This is a genomic window from Microbispora sp. GKU 823 (genome assembly GCF_002027145.1).
Classification (GTDB): domain Bacteria; phylum Actinomycetota; class Actinomycetes; order Streptosporangiales; family Streptosporangiaceae; genus Microbispora; species Microbispora siamensis.
In genome coordinates this window covers 36,644-52,684 of sequence record NZ_MWJN01000064.1, presented here as the reverse complement: position 1 = coordinate 52,684, position 16,041 = coordinate 36,644, and the positions used below count along the sequence as shown (strand labels likewise).

Genomic DNA, 16,041 nt, shown 5'->3' with positions numbered 1-16,041 from the left:
GCCCACTCGTCCTCGGACGGCGCCGCGCCGTCGAAGAACCAGCTCGTGTAGCCGCCCGGGCGCAGCATCGTCACGCCCGCTCAGCAGGGGCAGGCGCCCGTACGGCCCGGGCAGGGCGCGCCGTCGCCGGCCCCCGTCGCCCGCGTCGCAGGCGCCGGTCGCGGAGCCGCCCAAGCCCGCCACGCAGCCCTTCGCCCGGCAGCCGGGGGCCTCGATCCCGCAGCCCGCGGCCGCCCCCGTCCAGCAGCCCGCGGCCGAGGCGGCGCGGGAGCGGCAGCCGGCCGACCTCAGCGCGCACCCGATGGTCGCGGTCGTCGAAGGCCTGTTCCGCGGCTGGGACCCGCTCGCCAGGGCCGTCGCGGCCGAGCGGCTGTTCGCCGCCGAGCCGGTGAGCCTGCGCACGCTGGCGCACAACCTCAACGTGGACCGCGAACTGCTCTCCCAGGCCCAGCGCGCGGCCGAGGAGCGGGTGCTGCTGTGGCTGCGCTCCCCCGACTCCGCGCCGCTCACCGGCCATCTGTTCGGGCTCACCGAGTGGCTGGGCGCCGCGGCCACCCAGGAGCAGCTCATCGCAGCGGACCCGTCCCATCCCATCGAGGTCCCGGCCCTCGGCACGCCGCTGTGGCGGGTGCTGGTCACGCTGATGCCCGACCGCCGCCTGCAGGACGGCTGGCTCGTGGTCGGCGACCTGGCGGGGCTGCGGGAGAAGACCCGCCAGTTGCTGGCGAGCAAGCCCGCGGACGCCGACGTCGTGGAGCTGCTCGGCCAGCTCGGCATCCGCGCCCACTCCGCCAAGGCGTGGCTGGACTCGATGCCGCAGGCGGGTTCCCCGTCCGAGCCCGGCCCCCTGCCCACCCGGCACGGCCCCGGCCAGACGGCGAAGTCGGCGCCGCTGCCCCGCCGTACGCCCGGCGCGAACGGGCACCACCATGGTCGCGGCGGAGTCCCGATCCCGTCGCAGGCCAACAACGGGCCCGACGCCGCCACCGCGCTCGCCGCGCTCAACGCGCTCACGAACGGCAACCTGAACGGGAACCCGAACGGGAACCTGGCGGGGGGCGTGCCCCGGCCGCATCTGGTGCCGAACCCCCGCCCGACCTCCAGCCCGGCCTCCGACCCGCGCCGCTGGCAGCGGATCGACGTCACCAGCGGCCACCTGCGCGGTGAGCCGGTGGCGGTCCCCGAGGGGTACGCCGCCCAGCTCGGCATGCGCCCGGGGACGCTGCTGTCGGTCACCGGCCCGGGAGACAACGCCGTCGTGCTGGTGTGGCGCGACCGGCAGCCGGTGTTCGACTCGCTCCAGCCGGTCCTGATGCGGCTGAACGCCCGGCCAGGCGACTCGGTCTACGTGACCGTGGACGGCTACCGCCTGGACGCCCAGCTCACGTCTTCGGTCTGATCGTCCCCGGCCCCGCGTGTACGGTGCGACGCGCGGGGTCGCTTCCGGCAGGCCAGGTCAGGCTTGCTTGCGGATACCGGGCTCACATCTTCGGTCGGAGCATCTTGCGGTAGTAGGTGGCCGACACCTCGTAGCCGAGGGCGCCGTAGAACTCGGCGGCCCGCCGGGTGGCCAGCGCGACGTATCCGGCCTGCCGTGAGCGCGCCCACGTCTCGAACTCCTCCAGCAGCCGCCGCCCGATGCCGTGGCGGCGGTAGCCGCTCTCGATCATCGCCTCCTCAACCCACGCGACCCTGCCGTTGGCGAACAGCGTGAGGTGGGTGAAGCCCAGCAGGTAGCCGCGTACGGTCCCCTCGACCGTGGCGACGATGAGGAAGGCGTCCTCGTTCTCCAGGAGTTGCGGCAGCGCCGCGTCGAACGGCGCACGCTCGGGCCGGAACGTCAGCGCGAACTCGCGGGCGAGTGCGAAGATCTCGTCCGCGTCGGTCTTCTCGGCCCTCCGGAGCTGGAGATCACCAGACGTCATGAAAGGGACTCTAGGAGTACCTGGGCACATACGTCCAATCCAAACCCACCCCGCGAGACCGGCGCAGGCGGGACGGCTCCTCAGACGGCGCTGACCGCGAAGGACCGCCGGGCGTGCCGTACGAACTCGCGTACGGCGGGGCCCTGCCCGCCGCGCCACGCCAGCGCGAGCAACGCGGGCGTCTCGACGTCCTCGATGGTGAGCGCGGTGAGCCGGTCGCGGTGAGCCGCGGCCATCGACTCGCTGAGTACGGCGACGCCGAGTCCGCGGACCGCGAGGCCGGCGACGGCGTCGGCCGCACCGGCCTGCAGCGCGATCACCGGCTGGAGGCCCCGGGCCGCGCAGGCCCGGTCGAACACCGTGCGCAGGCCGGTGCCGTACGGCATGCAGACGATCGGGTGCGAGCCGAGGTCGCGCAGGGTGACCCCGTCCCGGCCCGCGAGGGGGTGGCCGGGCGGGACGGCGGCGACGAGCCGCTCGCTGATGACGGTCAGCGTCTCCAGGCCGTCCGGGGCGGCGGCGAGCCCGGCGAGGGCCAGGTCGAGGGCGCCGGAGCGCACCCCTTCGACGAGCCGGTCGGAGCCGTCCTCCAGCAGGGAGATCTCGACCCCCGGGTGGGCCCGGTGGAACGCGGCGAGGGCGTCGAACAGCGGCGTGACGGTGCAGCCGACGACCATCCCGACGGTGAGCCGGCCCCGGATGAGGCCGGTCACCTCGCCCACCGCCTGTCCCAGCGCCCCGGCCGCGGCGAGCGCGGCGCGAGCGTGGTCGAGCGCGGCCTTCCCCGCGACGGTCAGCGTGACGCTCCGCGCGGACCGGTCGAACAGCTCGGCGCCGAGTTCGCGTTCGAGCTGCCGGATCTGGGCGCTGACGCCCGACTGGCTGATGTGCACCCGCTCGGCGGCCCGGGTGAAGTTGCGCTCCTCGGCGACCGCGACGAAATACTCCAGCTGGCGCAGTTCCATAACCACTGATTCTAGTTTCCATCCGATTCATCTGTTGGACTTCTGGCAGGCGGCTCGGCAGGCTGGAGGCCGTACGAGAGATCGGGAGGAACCAATGCCGGAGTACGAGAAGGCCATGCGGCCGGAGGACATCACCCGCCTGTTCGTCGAGCGGTCCAACGCCGGGGACGCCGAGGGTGTGGCGGCCCTGTACGAGGAGAACGCCGTGCTGGCCTACCCGCCGGGCGGCGTGACGGTCGGCCGGGAGGCGATCCGCGCCCTCTGGGAGAAGGTGCTGGCGAACCGCCCCCGTTTCGAGCCCGAGGAGCCGCTGCCGACCCTGGTCAGCGGCGACATCGCGCTGACCTCTACCCCGCCGAAGGACGGCGCAGGGGCCCGGGCCCAGGTAGTACGGCGCCAGCCCGACGGAAGCTGGCTGCGGGTGCTCGACCAACCGGAGTTCGTGCCGCCCGCCCGCTGATCCGGTTACGGGTGAACCGGCCGGGGCGGGGGCGCGGCCCGCCTCGGGGGCCGGGGCGGCGGCCTCGTCGTCCACGAACGTCGCCTCGTCGAAGGGGGCCCGGCCGGCCAGCACCTCCTCCGCCCGCGAGCGGTCGAAGTCGCCCACCCACGTGCCGATCAGGACGGTGGCGACCGCGTTCCCCGCGAAGTTGGTCAGCGCCCGGGCCTCCGACATGAACCGGTCGATGCCCACGATCAGGCCGACGCCGTCCACGAGGGCCGGCCGGTGCGACTGCAGGCCCGCCGCCAGCGTGGCGAGGCCCGCGCCGGTGACGCCCGCCGCCCCCTTGGACGCGATGATCATGAAGACCAGCAGGCCGATCTGCTCCCCGGCGGAGAGCGGGAAACCGGTCGCACGGGCCACGAACAGCGTCGCCATGGTCAGGTAGATGGCGGTGCCGTCGAGGTTGAACGAGTAGCCGGTCGGGACCGTGATGCCGGCGACGGTGCGGCTCACCCCCAGGTGCTCCATCTTGGCGATCAGGCGCGGCAGCGCCGACTCCGATGAGGACGTGGACAGGATGAGCAGGAACTCCCGGCCGAGGTAGCGCAGCAGGGACAGCAGGTTGATCCGCGCGCCGAGCCACAGCACCGCGCCGAGCACGACCCCCACGAACAGCAGGCACGTCAGATAGAAGCCGCCCATCAGCACGGCCAGGCTGCGCAGCGCGTCGAAACCGCCCGCGCCGACCACGGCGGCCATGGCGCCGAACGCGCCGACCGGGGCCGCCCACATGATCATCGCCAGGACGCGGAAGACGAGCCGCTGCAGGTGGCCGATCCCCCGCAGGATGGGCGCGGCACGCTCCCCCATCGCCTGCAGCGCGAAGCCGGTCAGCAGCGCGACCAGCAGGGTCTGCAGCACCTGGCCCTCGGTGAACGCCGAGACGAAGGTCGCCGGGATGATGCCGAGCAGGAACGACGTCGTGTCGCTCTCACCGCCCTTGGCCGCCTGCTCCTCGGCGGCCTTGCGCAGCTCGTCGGTCAGCTGGAGCCCCTCGCCGGGGTGCAGGACGTTGCCCACGAGCAGGCCGATGGCCAGCGCCACCGTGGACATGACCAGGAAGTAGCCGATGGCCAGCCCGCCCACCTTGCCGACCTTGGCGGCCTGGGCAACCGATCCGACGCCGAGCACGATCGTGCAGAAGATGATCGGGCTGATCATCATCTTGATCAGGGCGACGAAGGCCGTGCCCAGCGGCTTCAGCGCGACCCCGGCGTCCGGCGCCGCCAGCCCGACGGCGATGCCGAGGAGGACCGCGGCGATCACCGCCAGGTACAGGTAATGGGTCCGGTCCCGGGGCGCCCGGTTCATCGTGGTCGTCACACGACCCTCCTCGTCCTCATGCGGCCCGCGACGGCGCGGGCGAAGATGCGATCTGGTCGGTGACTATGCGCCGCGGTAGTGACCTGGGTCACTATTGCGTACATTTCGTTCACGGCGGTTTTCACCGGCGCGCGCCGTGAATCCGCGCAGACCCAGCACGTGAGCGAGGACGCTGAGGCCGTGACGACGATGACCGCCAGGCTCGGACGCTGGAGCCTGGCCCGGCAGGTGCTCGTGCTGCAGATCCTGGTCGTCGGGATCACGGTGGCCGGCGCCACCCTGCTCGGCTTCCTGCGTACGCGCGAGCTTCTCGGCGACGAGGCCGCGAGGACGACCAGGGCGGTGGCGATCAGCGTGGCCGACGCGCCCACCGTGCTCGACGCGCTGGACGACCCCGATCCCTCGGCCGTGCTCCAGCCGTACGCGGAGCGGGTGCGCGCGGAGGCCGGGCTCGACTTCATCACGATCATGAGCAGGGACGGCCGCAGGTACACCCATCCCAACCCCCGGCAGATCGGCGGGCGCTTCCTCGGGACCACGGCGCCCGCGCTGGCCGGGCACACGTTCACCGAGACCTACACCGGCACCCTCGGGCCGTCCGTACGGGCCGTCACCCCCGTGCGGGACGCCACCGGCCGGGTGCGGGCACTGGTCAGCGCCGGCATCACGGTGGCGAAGATCAGTGCCGAGGTGCGCGAGCAGATCGGCGCGGCCCTCCTCACCGGCCTGCTCGGCCTGGCGGCGGGCATCGCGGGCGCCTACCTGGTGGGCGCCGCCTGCGCCGCCAGACGCACGGGCTGGGCCCGGCGGAGCTGAGCCGCATGTACGAGTACCACAACGCGATCCTGCACGCGGTGCGCGAGGGGCTGCTGCTCGTCGACCGGGACGGCCGGCTGACCCTCGCCAACGACGGCGCCCGCGAGCTGCTCGGCCTGCCCGGCGACGCGGAGGGCCGGCACGTGGGCGACCTGGGCCTGTCTTCCTCGCTGGCCGCGATGCTCGGCTCCGGGGAGAGCCGATCCGACGAGATCCACCTGACCGGGGAGCGCGTGCTGGTGGCGAGCGCCGCCGTGGTCCGTTCCGGCGCGCGCTCGCTCGGCACGGTGGTCACGCTCCGCGACCACACCGAGCTGCAGGCCCTCACCGGGCAGCTCGACGCCGAACGTGGCTTCGCCGAGTCGCTCCGCTCGGCCGCCCACGAGGCGGCCAACCGGCTGCACACGGTCGTCGCGCTCGTGGAGCTGGGCCGAGCCGACCAGGCGGTGGAGTTCGCCACCGCGGAGCTGCGGGCGGCCCAGCGGCTCACCGACCGCGTCGTGGGCGCGGTCCGCGAACCCGTCCTCGCGGCGCTGCTGCTCGGCAAGAGCGCGGCGGCCGCCGAGCGCGGGGTCGACCTGGTGATCAGTCCCGACAGCGAGCTCGACGACGTCGCCCTCGACGCCCGCGACCTCGTGACCATCGTCGGCAACCTGATCGACAACGCGATCGACGCCGCCGTCCAGGGCACGCCGCCCGCCCGGGTCCGCGTCCACCTGCGCGCCGAGGACGGCACGTTCCTGATCCGGGTCGCCGACAGCGGTCCCGGGCTCGACCCCGGCGTCGTACGGGACGTGTTCCGGCGCGGCTGGTCCACGAAGGGCGACGGCCGGGGGCTCGGCCTGGCGATGGCGGGGCAGGCGGCCCGGCGCCTGGGCGGCGGCATCGAGGTGGGCACCGGTGCTCAGGGTGCCGGTGGCCAGGGCGCCGGTGGCCAGGGTGCGGTCTTCACCGTACGGCTCCCGCTGCCGCCCCGGCCGGCCCACGACGGCGTGACACGCGACCCGGCGCGCGAGGAGGTGCGGCCGTGATCTCGGTCCTGATCGTGGAGGACGAGGAGCTCACGGCCGAGGCGAACCGCCTGTACGTCGAGCGGGTGCCGGGCTTCCGGGTCGCCGGCGTGGCCCGGTCCGGCGGCGACGCCGTCCGCGCGCTGCGCCGCGAACCGGTGGATCTCGTGCTTCTCGACCTCTACCTGCCGGACATGCACGGGCTGGACGTCTGCCGGGCCATGCGGGCCGCGGGCCTCCCCTGTGACGTCATCGCCGTCACCTCCGCGCGGGACCTGTCGGTGGTCAGGTCGCCGTCTCCGCCGGGGTGGTGCAGTATCTGCTCAAGCCGTTCACCTTCGCCCTGCTGCAGGAGAAGCTCGAACGATACGCGGCGTTCCGCTCGTCGATCAGCGGACCGGGCGAGGTCAGCGGCCAGGGCGAGGTGGACCGGGCGCTGTCCACCCTGCGCGGGACCGCCCGCCCCCATCTGCCCAAGGGGATGACGGCCGACACCCTGGAGGCGGTGGCGGGCGCGCTGCGGGACGCCGCCGACGGCATGTCGGCCCAGGCCGTGGGCGCGGCCGTGGGCGTGTCCCGGGTGACGGCCCGGCGCTACCTGGAACACCTCGTCGACACCGGCGTCGCGCGCCGGGTCCCGCGGTACGGCGGCCCCGGCCGCCCGGAACTCCGCTACACCATCGCCTGACCGAGGCACTTGCCCCGAAATGGGCAGGTATACGTCGAGGTGAGGGCCATGGAAGATCGTCGTCGACACGACCGCACCGGGAGCGGAGAGACGGGATGCTCCCGCCGCCGGTTCCTCGCCTACTCGGCCGCGGGACCGCTGACCCTCGCCGCCGTACGGCAGGCGCCACCGCGGCAGGCCGCCCCCGGAACCGCCCGGCAGGACTTCGTCGTGCAGGAGACCCCGTCCCGTTACTTCTCCCATCGGGGTAACGGCTCGGAGGAGATGAAGTGGGGTCCGGTCGGCGGATATGGGGACCTGATCCCCAACGACCGGTTCTACATCCACAACCGGGCCCGCCCGCCGCACATCGACCGTTCGTCGTGGCGACTGAGGATCACCGGCGACGCGGTCTCGCGTCCCAGGTCGTTCTCGTACGCGGACCTGCTCGCGCTGCCTCAGGTCACCCTGCGCCGCACCCTCGACTGCGGCGCGAACTGCTCGGCCTTCTTCCCGGAGCTCCCGCCGTCGGGCGACGGCCGATGGCTACCCACCGGTTACACCCAATGGCACTTCGGCGCGGTCGGCGCCGCCGAGTGGACCGGCGTACGGGTCGGGGACGTGCTCGCGGCGGCCGGACTCGGCCACGCCGTGGACGTGCGGTTCACCGGCCTGGACGAGATCGCCACCCCGGAGGGGACCGTGCACTACTCGGAGGTCGTCCCCGCCGGCAAGGCCCTGCGGGACGACAGCCTGCTGGTGCACCACATGAACGGGGCCGACCTGCCCGCCGACCACGGCTACCCGCTGCGCGCCCTCATGTCCGGGTGGGGCGCCAACACGGCGGTGAAGTGGCTCGGCACGATCGAAGCGTCCGTACGGCGCCTGCCTCCGCAGGGCCCACAGCGTAACCAGGTGCTCATCGGCCCGTCCTATCCCACCCCCGTCCGGCCGACCGTCGGCCGGTCCGCAGCGCCCTCGAACTCGACGACGGCGTCACGCTCCCGCCGGGCGACCACACGCTGCACGGCCGGGCCTGGTCCGGCGCCGGGACGATCGACCGCGTCGACGTCGCGATCGAGCGGCTGTTCGCCCCCGGGCGCTGGATGCCGGAGATGCCCTGGCGCGGTGCGACGCTCCTCACCCCGCCCGAGCCGCTGATCTGGGTGCGGTTCGAGGTGCCGTGGCGAGGGGCGCGGCCGGGGCGATACCGCGTGATGTCACGGGCCCGCGACACGGCGGGCAACGTCCAGCCCCGGCCCGCCGACGTCCCGTGGAACCAGCACGGGCTCGGCTACGACGGCCACGCCCCGCTGTACCTCACCGTCCTCCCGCCCCGGACCATGCCCTAGCCGTCGGAGAGCCCCTACGGTTGCGGCGGCGAGGCTCGCCCTGTCCATCCGTCCGGGAGCACGTAGTGCCAGCCCGGCTGCCAGGCGAAGGGGGCGTCCACCAGGTCTTCCAGGCGTGCGCCGGTCAGCAGGCAGTCCAGCGCCCACCTGTTGGCCGAGTGGGCGACGACGAGCACACGGGCGCCGTCCCAGTCGGCGGCCAGATCACGCAGGAAGCTCTCCGTGGCCTCGACCACCTGGCGGTAGCTCTGGCCCCCGGGGAAGGGCACGTCGATGTGCGCGGCCCGCCGGGCGGCGACCAGCGAGACCGGGCCGCCGTTGAGCGGGCCGTAGTCGCATTCGCGCAGCCGTGGATCCTGCCGAATGGGGATCGGCGTGCCCTCGAACGCGATCCGGGCCGTCTCCACCGCGCGGTGCAGGTCGGAGACGAACACGGCCGCGAGACCCGTGTTCCTGCGCCGCTCGCCGAGCTCGGCCGCGAGCCGCCGCCCTGCTTCGGAGAGCCTGCCCGGCAGCCATCCTGTGGCGACGCCTCTCTCGTTGTCCTCCGTGATCGAATGCGTCTCGTACACGATCTCGACCGCCATGCCAGCCCTCCGTTCCTTGCCGGCACCCACGGTGCTCGACGTCTCGGACCGGTCTCCGGCATTTCGCCACCCGCTGAACCTCAGGCGCCCGAACCAGAGCCTTCAGCTTCGCGACCGGCCATAGTCGGTGGAATCGAGGACGGCCTGGTAGTCCTCCTCACTCAGCCAATGGCACCAGGGGCGCGACGTGCCAAGCGGATGTCTGGCGGTCGTTGGCGGCGGTGGCTGCCGGTTGCCGATCTGGACTGGGCCTGCCCAGCCGTTCGCGGTGCGTAGGCTCGCGATGAGAGTGCCGAGGCGGTGAGGATCGACGTGGCCTTCTGCCGGGTGTGTGCCACGAGGCCAGAAGGCACGCAAGGCCGAGCCATGAACGTTCTGGTAGTCCAGGAAAAGTACGAGGCGTGCGGGGGTCACTACTCTCTGATACCAGGTTTCGCTACACCGCACAGAAAAATCCCCGCCAGTCCCTTGGGACGACGGGGAGGAATCGAAGTCAGTTTACAACGGGCACACGGCCGAGGGCGAGCGATCCGGGCCAGACGGAACCGGCTCAGGCGGGCAGGCCGAGTTCGCGGGCGATGAGCATGCGCTGCACCTCGCTGGTGCCCTCGCCGATCTCCAGGATCTTCGCGTCCCGGTAGAAGCGGCCGACGGGGAACTCGTTCATGAAGCCGTAGCCGCCGAAGATCTGCGTGGCGTCGCGGGCGTTGTCCATCGCGGCGTTGGACGACACGAGCTTGGCGATCGCCGCCTCCTTCTTGAACGGCAGACCGGCCAGCATCCGCTCGGCGGCGTGGTAGTAGGCCAGCCGGGCCGTGTGCACCCTGGCCTCCATGTCGGCGATCTTGAACTGCATGGCCTGGTAGCGGCCGATCTCCTGACCGAAGGCCCGGCGCTCCCGCACGTACCGCAGCGACTCGTCCACGCAGCCCTGGGCGAGGCCCACCGACAGCGCGGCGATGGCCACCCGGCCCTCGTCCAGTGTCTGGAGGAACTGCGCGTAGCCCCGGCCGCGCTCGCCCAGCAGGTTCTCCTCGGGGACGCGGCAGTCCGCGAACGACAGCTCCCGGGTGTCGGAGGCCGACCAGCCGACCTTGGAGTACTTCTTCGACACCGTGAAGCCAGGCGTGCCCGACGGCACGAGGATCGTGGAGATCTCCGGCCTGCCCTCCTCCCTTCGGCCGGTGATCGCCGCCACCGCGACGACGCCGGTGATGTCGGTGCCCGAGTTGGTGATGAACGCCTTCGAGCCGTTGATCACCCATTCGCCGCCGTCGAGGACGGCCGTGGTGCGCATGCCGCCCGGCACGTCCGACCCGCCGCCGGGCTCGGTCAGCCCGAACGCCCCGAGGACCTCCCCCGCCGCCATCTTCGGCAGCCACCGCTGCTTCTGGGCGTCCGTGCCGAACCGCAGGATCGGCATCTCGCCCAGCGAGACCGCCGCCTCCAGGGTGATCGCCACCGAGGAGTCGACCCTGGCCAGCTCCTCCAGGGCCAGGCACAGCGCGAAGTAGTCGCCGCCCATGCCGCCGTACTCCTCAGGGACGGGCAGGCCGAACAGGCCCATCGCGCCCATCTTCCGGACGATGTCGTACGGGAACTCGCACCGCTCGTAGTAGTCCCCGATGACGGGGGCCACCACCTCGCGGGCGAACTCCTCGACCGACTTGCGCAGTTCGACGTGCTCGTCGTTGAGCATCTAGATCTCCTTGGCGAGAGCCTGGACGACGCGGGAGGGGCTCGGCCGCCCCAGGATTTCGGCGAGCCAGAGGCTGGTGGCGGCCAGCGACCTGACGTCCACCCCGGTCTCGACGCCGAGACCGTCGAGCATCCAGAGCAGGTCCTCGGTTGCGAGGTTGCCGGTGGCGCTCTTGGCGTACGGACAGCCGCCGATGCCGCCGGCGGAGGAGTCCACGACCGTGATCCCCCGCTTGATCGCGGTGAGCGTGTTGGCGAGGGCCTGTCCGTACGTGTCGTGGAAGTGGACGGCCAGCCGGTCGGGCCCGACGCCGGCCGCGGCGAAGGCGTCGAGCAGCGCCTCGACGTGCCGGGGCGTGCCGACGCCGATCGTGTCGCCGAGCGACAGCTCGTAGCAGCCGAGGTCGAGCAGCCTGCGCCCGACCCGGGCGACCTGCTCGGGTGCGACCGGTCCTTCCCACGGGTCGGCGAAGCACATCGACACGTACGCCCTGACCCGCATGCCGTGGGCGAGGGCCCGTTCGACGACGGGGGCGAACATCTCGAACTGCGACTCGACGGTCCGGTTCAGGTTGCGCTGGGCGAACGACTCGGTGGCGCTGCCGAAGATCGCGATGTCGGTCACTCCCTGCTCCAGCGCGCGGTCCAGGCCCCGCTCGTTGGGGACGAGCACCGGGTAGCGGACCCCGGGCACCCGGGGCAGGCTCTCCAGCAGTTCCCCGGCGTCCGCGAGCTGCGGCACCCATTTGGGGTGGACGAAGCTCGTCGCCTCGATGGTCGTCAGCCCGGCCTCGGCCAGCCGCCCGATGAACTCGCGCTTGACCTCGACGGGCACGACGGCCGACTCGTTCTGCAGGCCGTCGCGCGGGCCGACCTCGTAGATCGTCACTCGCACGGCGTCACCCTCGCCAGGACCGCGTCCAGCTCCACCGTCTGCCCCGGCCGGGCCCGCAGCTCGGCGAGCACGCCGTCGGCCGGCGCCGTCAGGGTGTGTTCCATCTTCATCGCCTCCACGACGACCAGCGGCTGCCCCGCGGTGACCCGGTCGCCCTCCGCCGCCTTCACGAGCAGCACCGTTCCCGGCATCGGGCTGCGTACGACTCCGTCGCCGGCGAGCGCCCCGCCCTGCCGGTCCTTCGGGTCGCCGGGATCGTGCCGGGTGACGGGCCATGCGCGACCACCCTCGGCGAGCCACACCGTGTCGCGGTTCCGGGCCACCGCGTACCGCCGGGTGACGCCGCCGAGGGTGACCGCCGCCTCATCGGTGCCGGTCCACTCCAGCCGCGCACGGCCAAGTGAACGATCGTTAACTTCGATCTCCGCGTCATCGGCGGCGCCCCGGACCCGTACGGGCACGCCGAGCCGGTGCACGGTCCAGGCGGGCTCCCCGACGCGCCAGCCGTCCGCGACGTCCCACGGGTCGTCCGTCGTACGCCCGGAGACGTGGAACCCGGTGTGGAACCCCGCGTGGAAGACGAGCGCGGCCGCCGCCAGCACCTCGTCCGGCACCCCGCCGGTCACCAGGTCGCCGAGCCGCCGCTCCACCAGCCCGGTGTCGAGCCGCCCGGCCGCGACCTCGGGGTCGGCCAGCAGCGCGCGCAGGAACCCGATGTTCGTGGTGACCCCGAGGATCACGGTCGAGGCCAGCGCCCGGTCGAGGGCCGCGAGCGCGCCCGCCCGGTCGGGGGCCCAGGCCACCGCCTTGGCCAGCATGGGGTCGTAGTCGCTGCCCACGGCCATCCCTCCGGTCAGCCCGGAGTCGAACCGCACGCCCTCGCCCGCGGGCTCGCGCAGGGCGAGGATCCGGCCGCCGGTCGGCAGGAAGTCGCGGGCCGGGTCCTCGGCGTAGACGCGGGCCTCGACGGCGTGGCCGCGCAGGCGCACCTCGTCCTGCCCGAACGGCAGCAGCTCCCCCGCCGCGATCCGCAGTTGCAGTTCGACCAGGTCGAGGCCCGTGACCATCTCGGTGACCGGATGCTCGACCTGCAGCCGCGTGTTCATCTCCATGAAGAAGAAGTCGCCGGGGTTGGAGCCGGGGACGATGAACTCGACCGTCCCAGCGCCGACATAACCGACCGACCGGGCGGCCTGCACCGCCGCCGCCCCCATGCGGGCCCGCGTCTCGTCGTCGAGCAGCGGCGAGGGCGCCTCCTCGACGATCTTCTGGTGGCGCCGCTGCAGGCTGCACTCACGCTCGCCGAGGTGGACGACGTTCCCGTGGCCGTCGGCCATGATCTGGATCTCGATGTGCCGGGGCCGGTCCACGAACCGCTCGATCAGCAGGGTGCCGTCCCCGAAGGCGGCCGTCGCCGTACGGCGGGCCGACTCGACGGCCGCGGCCAGGGCGTTGGCGGACTCGACCCGCAGCATGCCCTTGCCGCCCCCGCCCGCGGACGGCTTGATCAGCACGGGGAAGCCGATGCGCTCGGCGACCTCGGCCAGGTCGTCGTGCGGTTCCGCGCCGCCGGGCACGACCGGCACACCCGCCCGGGCGACCGTCTCCTTGGCCCGGATCTTGTCGCCCATGGCCTCGATGGCCTCGGCCGGCGGGCCGACGAACACCAGGCCGTCGGCCGCGCAGCGCTGGGCGAACTCGGCGTTCTCGGAGAGGAAGCCGTACCCGGGGTGGATCGCCTCGGCGCCGCTCGCCCGGGCGGCCTCGACGATCGCGTCGATGTCGAGGTAACCGCGCGGGAGCCGTACGGCGAGGTCGGCCTCGCGCACGTGGCGGGCGTCGCGGTCGGCGTCGCTGTACACGGCGACCGCGCGGATCCCCATCGCGCGCAGCGTACGGATGATCCGGACGGCGATCTCGCCCCGGTTGGCGATCAGGACACTGGAGAACATCACGAGAGAACCCGACGCAGTGAGCGGAGTGAGCGGTGAGGAACGAGCCGCTCGCGAAGCGAACGAGGAGCCGGTGAACGAGTCATCAACACTGCCTCACATCCGGAAGACGCCGTAGCCGACAGGTTCAAGGGGGGCGTTCGCGGCGGCGCCGAGCGCCAGGCCGAGGACGGTCCTGGTGTCCACCGGGTCGATCACCCCGTCGTCCCACAGGCGGGCGGTCGAGTAGTAGGGGTTGCCCTGGTGCTCGTACTGCGCCCGGATCTCGTCGGCGTCGGCGTCGCCGACCATGGTGAGCACGGTTGCCGCCTGCTCGCCGCCCATGACGGAGATGCGGGCGTTCGGCCACATCCACAGGAAGCGGGGCGAGTAGGCGCGGCCGGCCATGGCGTAGTTGCCCGCGCCGAACGAGCCGCCGATGATCACGGTGAACTTCGGCACCCGGGCGCAGGCGACCGCCGTCACCATCTTCGCGCCGTGCTTGGCGATGCCCCCGGCCTCGTACGCCTTGCCGACCATGAAGCCGCTGATGTTCTGCAGGAACACCAGCGGGATCGACCGCCGGTCGCACAGTTCGATGAAGTGCGCGCCCTTGAGCGCCGACTCGCCGAACAGGATGCCGTTGTTGGCCACGATGCCCACGGGGTGCCCGTGGATCCTGGCGAACCCGGTGACCAGGGTCGGGCCGTACTCGGCCTTGAACTCCAGGAACCGGCTGCCGTCGACCACCCGGGCGATCACCTCGCGCACGTCGTACGGCTGCCGGGTGTCCTGGGGGACGATGCCGTACAGGTCACGCGGGTCCCACAGCGGCGGCTCGGCGGGGGCGACCTCCCAGGGGCGGGGGCCTCTCGGGGCGAGCGTCGACACGATGTCCCGAACGATCTTCAGGGCGTGCGCGTCGTCCTCGGCGAGGTGGTCGGTGACGCCGCTGACGCGGGCGTGGACGTCGCCGCCGCCCAGTTCCTCGGCGGTGACGGTCTCGCCGGTGGCGGCCTTCACCAGCGGCGGCCCGCCCAGGAAGATCGTGCCCTGGTTGCGGACGATAACGGCCTCGTCGCTCATCGCCGGGACGTACGCCCCGCCCGCGGTGCAGGAGCCGAGCACGGCCGCGATCTGCGGGATGCCCCGCGCCGACATGGTGGCCTGGTTGTAGAAGATTCGCCCGAAGTGCTCGCGGTCGGGGAAGACCTCGTCCTGCTTGGGCAGGAACGCGCCGCCCGAGTCGACCAGGTACACGCACGGCAGGTTGTTGTGGAGGGCGACCTCCTGGGCGCGCAGGTGCTTCTTGACCGTGATCGGGTAGTACGTGCCGCCCTTGACGGTGGCGTCGTTGGCCACGATCACGACCTCGCGTCCGGCCACCCGTCCCACGCCGGTGATGATCCCGGCGGCCGGGGCCTGGTCGTCGTACATGCCGGTGGCCGCGAGCGGGGACAGCTCCAGGAAGCGCCCGCCGGGGTCGAGGAGCGTGTCGACGCGGTCCCTGGGCAGCAGCTTGCCGCGCTGGACGTGCCTGGCCCTGGCCCGCTCGGGGCCGCCACGCGCCGCCGCCGCGAGCCGTTCCCGCAGGTCCGCCACCAGGCGTTCGTTCGCCTCCGCGTTGCGCTTGTACGGCTCACCGCCCGGGTCGCACCGGCTCTCCAGCACCGGCCAGTCACTCGTGCTCATGCTCGGATGTTAATCATCATTAACAGACTCCGTCTACCATGGTGCCGTGCAGACTGGGAGGACCGTGAAGACCCCTACCCGCAATCGGCGGGCCGAGATCCTCGAAGCGGCCGCGGACCTCTTCGCGGCGCGCGGCTTCCACGGCGTGTCCATCGAGGACATCGGCACGGCCGTGGGCGTGTCGGGGCCGGCGCTCTACCGGCACTTCAACGGCAAGGAGGCCCTGCTCACCGAGATGCTGCTGGACATCAGCGAGCGGCTGCACGAGCAGGGGGCGCGGCTGGCCACCACCGCCGACCCGGACACCGCGGAGGCCGCGCTCGACGCGCTGCTGTCCGGGCACATCGAGTTCGCGCTGACCCACCCCGCGCTCATCCGCGTGCACGAGCGCGAGCTGGACAACGTGCCGGAGCAGGCCCGCCGGGCCATCCGGCGGCTGCAGCGGCTGTACGTCGAGGAGTGGGTGACCGTGCTGTCCGAACTGCACCCCGCGTGCCCGCCCGCGCGGCTGCGCGCCGCCACACACGCGGTCTTCGGCCTGCTCAACTCCACCCCGCGCAGCGCCGGGGAGCTCGCCCCCGAGGCCATGGCCGATCTGCTCCGCACCATGGCCCGCGCCGCGCTGTCCCGGCTCTGAATCCCCCTCGTCGCCGGGCTCGCGTCATGACCCGTCGA

The 16,041-nt window shown here is 72.8% G+C and carries 14 protein-coding genes and 3 pseudogenes; 9 read left to right on the top strand and 8 right to left on the bottom strand.

The annotated features are described in order from the left end of the window. Positions 1–1,399, top strand: a pseudogene (locus tag B1L11_RS47195) (hypothetical protein); the annotation flags it as partial. An 82-nt stretch (positions 1,400–1,481) separates the two neighbouring features. On the opposite strand, the gene B1L11_RS28595 reads toward B1L11_RS47195, so the two are convergent. After that, positions 1,482–1,925 carry a GNAT family N-acetyltransferase gene (locus B1L11_RS28595; RefSeq protein WP_193203245.1) on the bottom strand — a complete coding sequence of 148 codons (444 nt, stop codon included), beginning with the start codon at positions 1,923–1,925 and terminating at the stop codon, positions 1,482–1,484. Positions 1,926–2,005: 80 nt separating this feature from the next. Next, complete coding sequence (locus B1L11_RS28590) at positions 2,006–2,890, bottom strand: LysR family transcriptional regulator (RefSeq protein WP_079317936.1); 885 nt, start codon at positions 2,888–2,890, stop codon at positions 2,006–2,008. A gap of 94 nt (positions 2,891–2,984) precedes the next feature. Here B1L11_RS28590 and B1L11_RS28585 point away from each other — a divergent pair, with 94 nt between their 5' ends. Continuing rightward, positions 2,985–3,350, top strand: a complete 366-nt coding sequence (locus tag B1L11_RS28585; protein ID WP_079317934.1) for a nuclear transport factor 2 family protein — start codon at positions 2,985–2,987, stop codon at positions 3,348–3,350. A 210-nt stretch (positions 3,351–3,560) separates the two neighbouring features. On the opposite strand, the pseudogene B1L11_RS28580 reads toward B1L11_RS28585, so the two are convergent. Continuing rightward, a pseudogene (locus B1L11_RS28580) lies at positions 3,561–4,706 on the bottom strand (cation:dicarboxylate symporter family transporter); the annotation flags it as partial. Between the two features lie 171 nt (positions 4,707–4,877). On the opposite strand from B1L11_RS28580, the gene B1L11_RS52195 reads away from it, so the two are divergent. The 6 genes and pseudogenes from B1L11_RS52195 to B1L11_RS28560 all read left to right on the top strand — a co-directional run bounded on the left by B1L11_RS52195 (position 4,878) and on the right by B1L11_RS28560 (position 8,563). Next, entirely contained in the window at positions 4,878–5,534 is a 657-nt protein-coding gene (locus tag B1L11_RS52195) for a hypothetical protein (protein ID WP_256862975.1), read from the top strand. A 5-nt stretch (positions 5,535–5,539) separates the two neighbouring features. Then, positions 5,540–6,565: a sensor histidine kinase gene (locus B1L11_RS52190; RefSeq protein ID WP_256862974.1), complete on the top strand. Its 1,026-nt coding sequence runs from the start codon at positions 5,540–5,542 to the stop codon at positions 6,563–6,565. Beyond that, a pseudogene (locus tag B1L11_RS52185) lies at positions 6,562–6,768 on the top strand (response regulator); the annotation flags it as partial. The gene B1L11_RS52190 and the pseudogene B1L11_RS52185, both read left to right, overlap by 4 nt. An 83-nt stretch (positions 6,769–6,851) precedes the next feature. Further along, complete coding sequence (locus B1L11_RS52180) at positions 6,852–7,232, top strand: helix-turn-helix domain-containing protein (protein ID WP_256862976.1); 381 nt, start codon at positions 6,852–6,854, stop codon at positions 7,230–7,232. A 48-nt stretch (positions 7,233–7,280) separates the two neighbouring features. Continuing rightward, a complete protein-coding gene (locus B1L11_RS28565; protein ID WP_079317932.1) occupies positions 7,281–8,372 on the top strand; it encodes a molybdopterin-dependent oxidoreductase in 1,092 nt (363 codons plus the stop codon). Next, complete coding sequence (locus tag B1L11_RS28560) at positions 8,327–8,563, top strand: hypothetical protein (RefSeq protein ID WP_079317930.1); 237 nt, start codon at positions 8,327–8,329, stop codon at positions 8,561–8,563. The genes B1L11_RS28565 and B1L11_RS28560 overlap by 46 nt, the downstream gene beginning before the upstream one ends. A 14-nt stretch (positions 8,564–8,577) precedes the next feature. Here B1L11_RS28560 and B1L11_RS28555 read toward each other — a convergent pair whose 3' ends face one another. From B1L11_RS28555 to B1L11_RS28535, 5 genes are all read right to left on the bottom strand, one after another. Next, positions 8,578–9,150, bottom strand: a complete 573-nt coding sequence (locus B1L11_RS28555) for a histidine phosphatase family protein (RefSeq protein WP_079317928.1) — start codon at positions 9,148–9,150, stop codon at positions 8,578–8,580. 550 nt (positions 9,151–9,700) lie between these two features. After that, complete coding sequence (locus B1L11_RS28550) at positions 9,701–10,849, bottom strand: acyl-CoA dehydrogenase family protein (protein WP_079317926.1); 1,149 nt, start codon at positions 10,847–10,849, stop codon at positions 9,701–9,703. Beyond that, on the bottom strand, positions 10,850–11,743 hold the full coding sequence (locus tag B1L11_RS28545; RefSeq protein WP_079317924.1) for a hydroxymethylglutaryl-CoA lyase: 894 nt from the start codon (positions 11,741–11,743) through the stop codon (positions 10,850–10,852). Beyond that, complete coding sequence (locus B1L11_RS28540) at positions 11,734–13,695, bottom strand: biotin carboxylase N-terminal domain-containing protein (protein ID WP_079317952.1); 1,962 nt, start codon at positions 13,693–13,695, stop codon at positions 11,734–11,736. Before B1L11_RS28540 ends, B1L11_RS28545 begins: the two co-directional genes overlap by 10 nt. A 96-nt stretch (positions 13,696–13,791) precedes the next feature. Further along, a complete protein-coding gene (locus B1L11_RS28535; protein ID WP_079317922.1) occupies positions 13,792–15,366 on the bottom strand; it encodes a carboxyl transferase domain-containing protein in 1,575 nt (524 codons plus the stop codon). A gap of 46 nt (positions 15,367–15,412) precedes the next feature. Between B1L11_RS28535 and B1L11_RS28530 the strand changes: the two genes are divergently transcribed. Next, on the top strand, positions 15,413–16,003 hold the full coding sequence (locus tag B1L11_RS28530) for a TetR/AcrR family transcriptional regulator (RefSeq protein WP_256862973.1): 591 nt from the start codon (positions 15,413–15,415) through the stop codon (positions 16,001–16,003). The last annotated feature ends 38 nt before the right edge of the window (positions 16,004–16,041 follow it).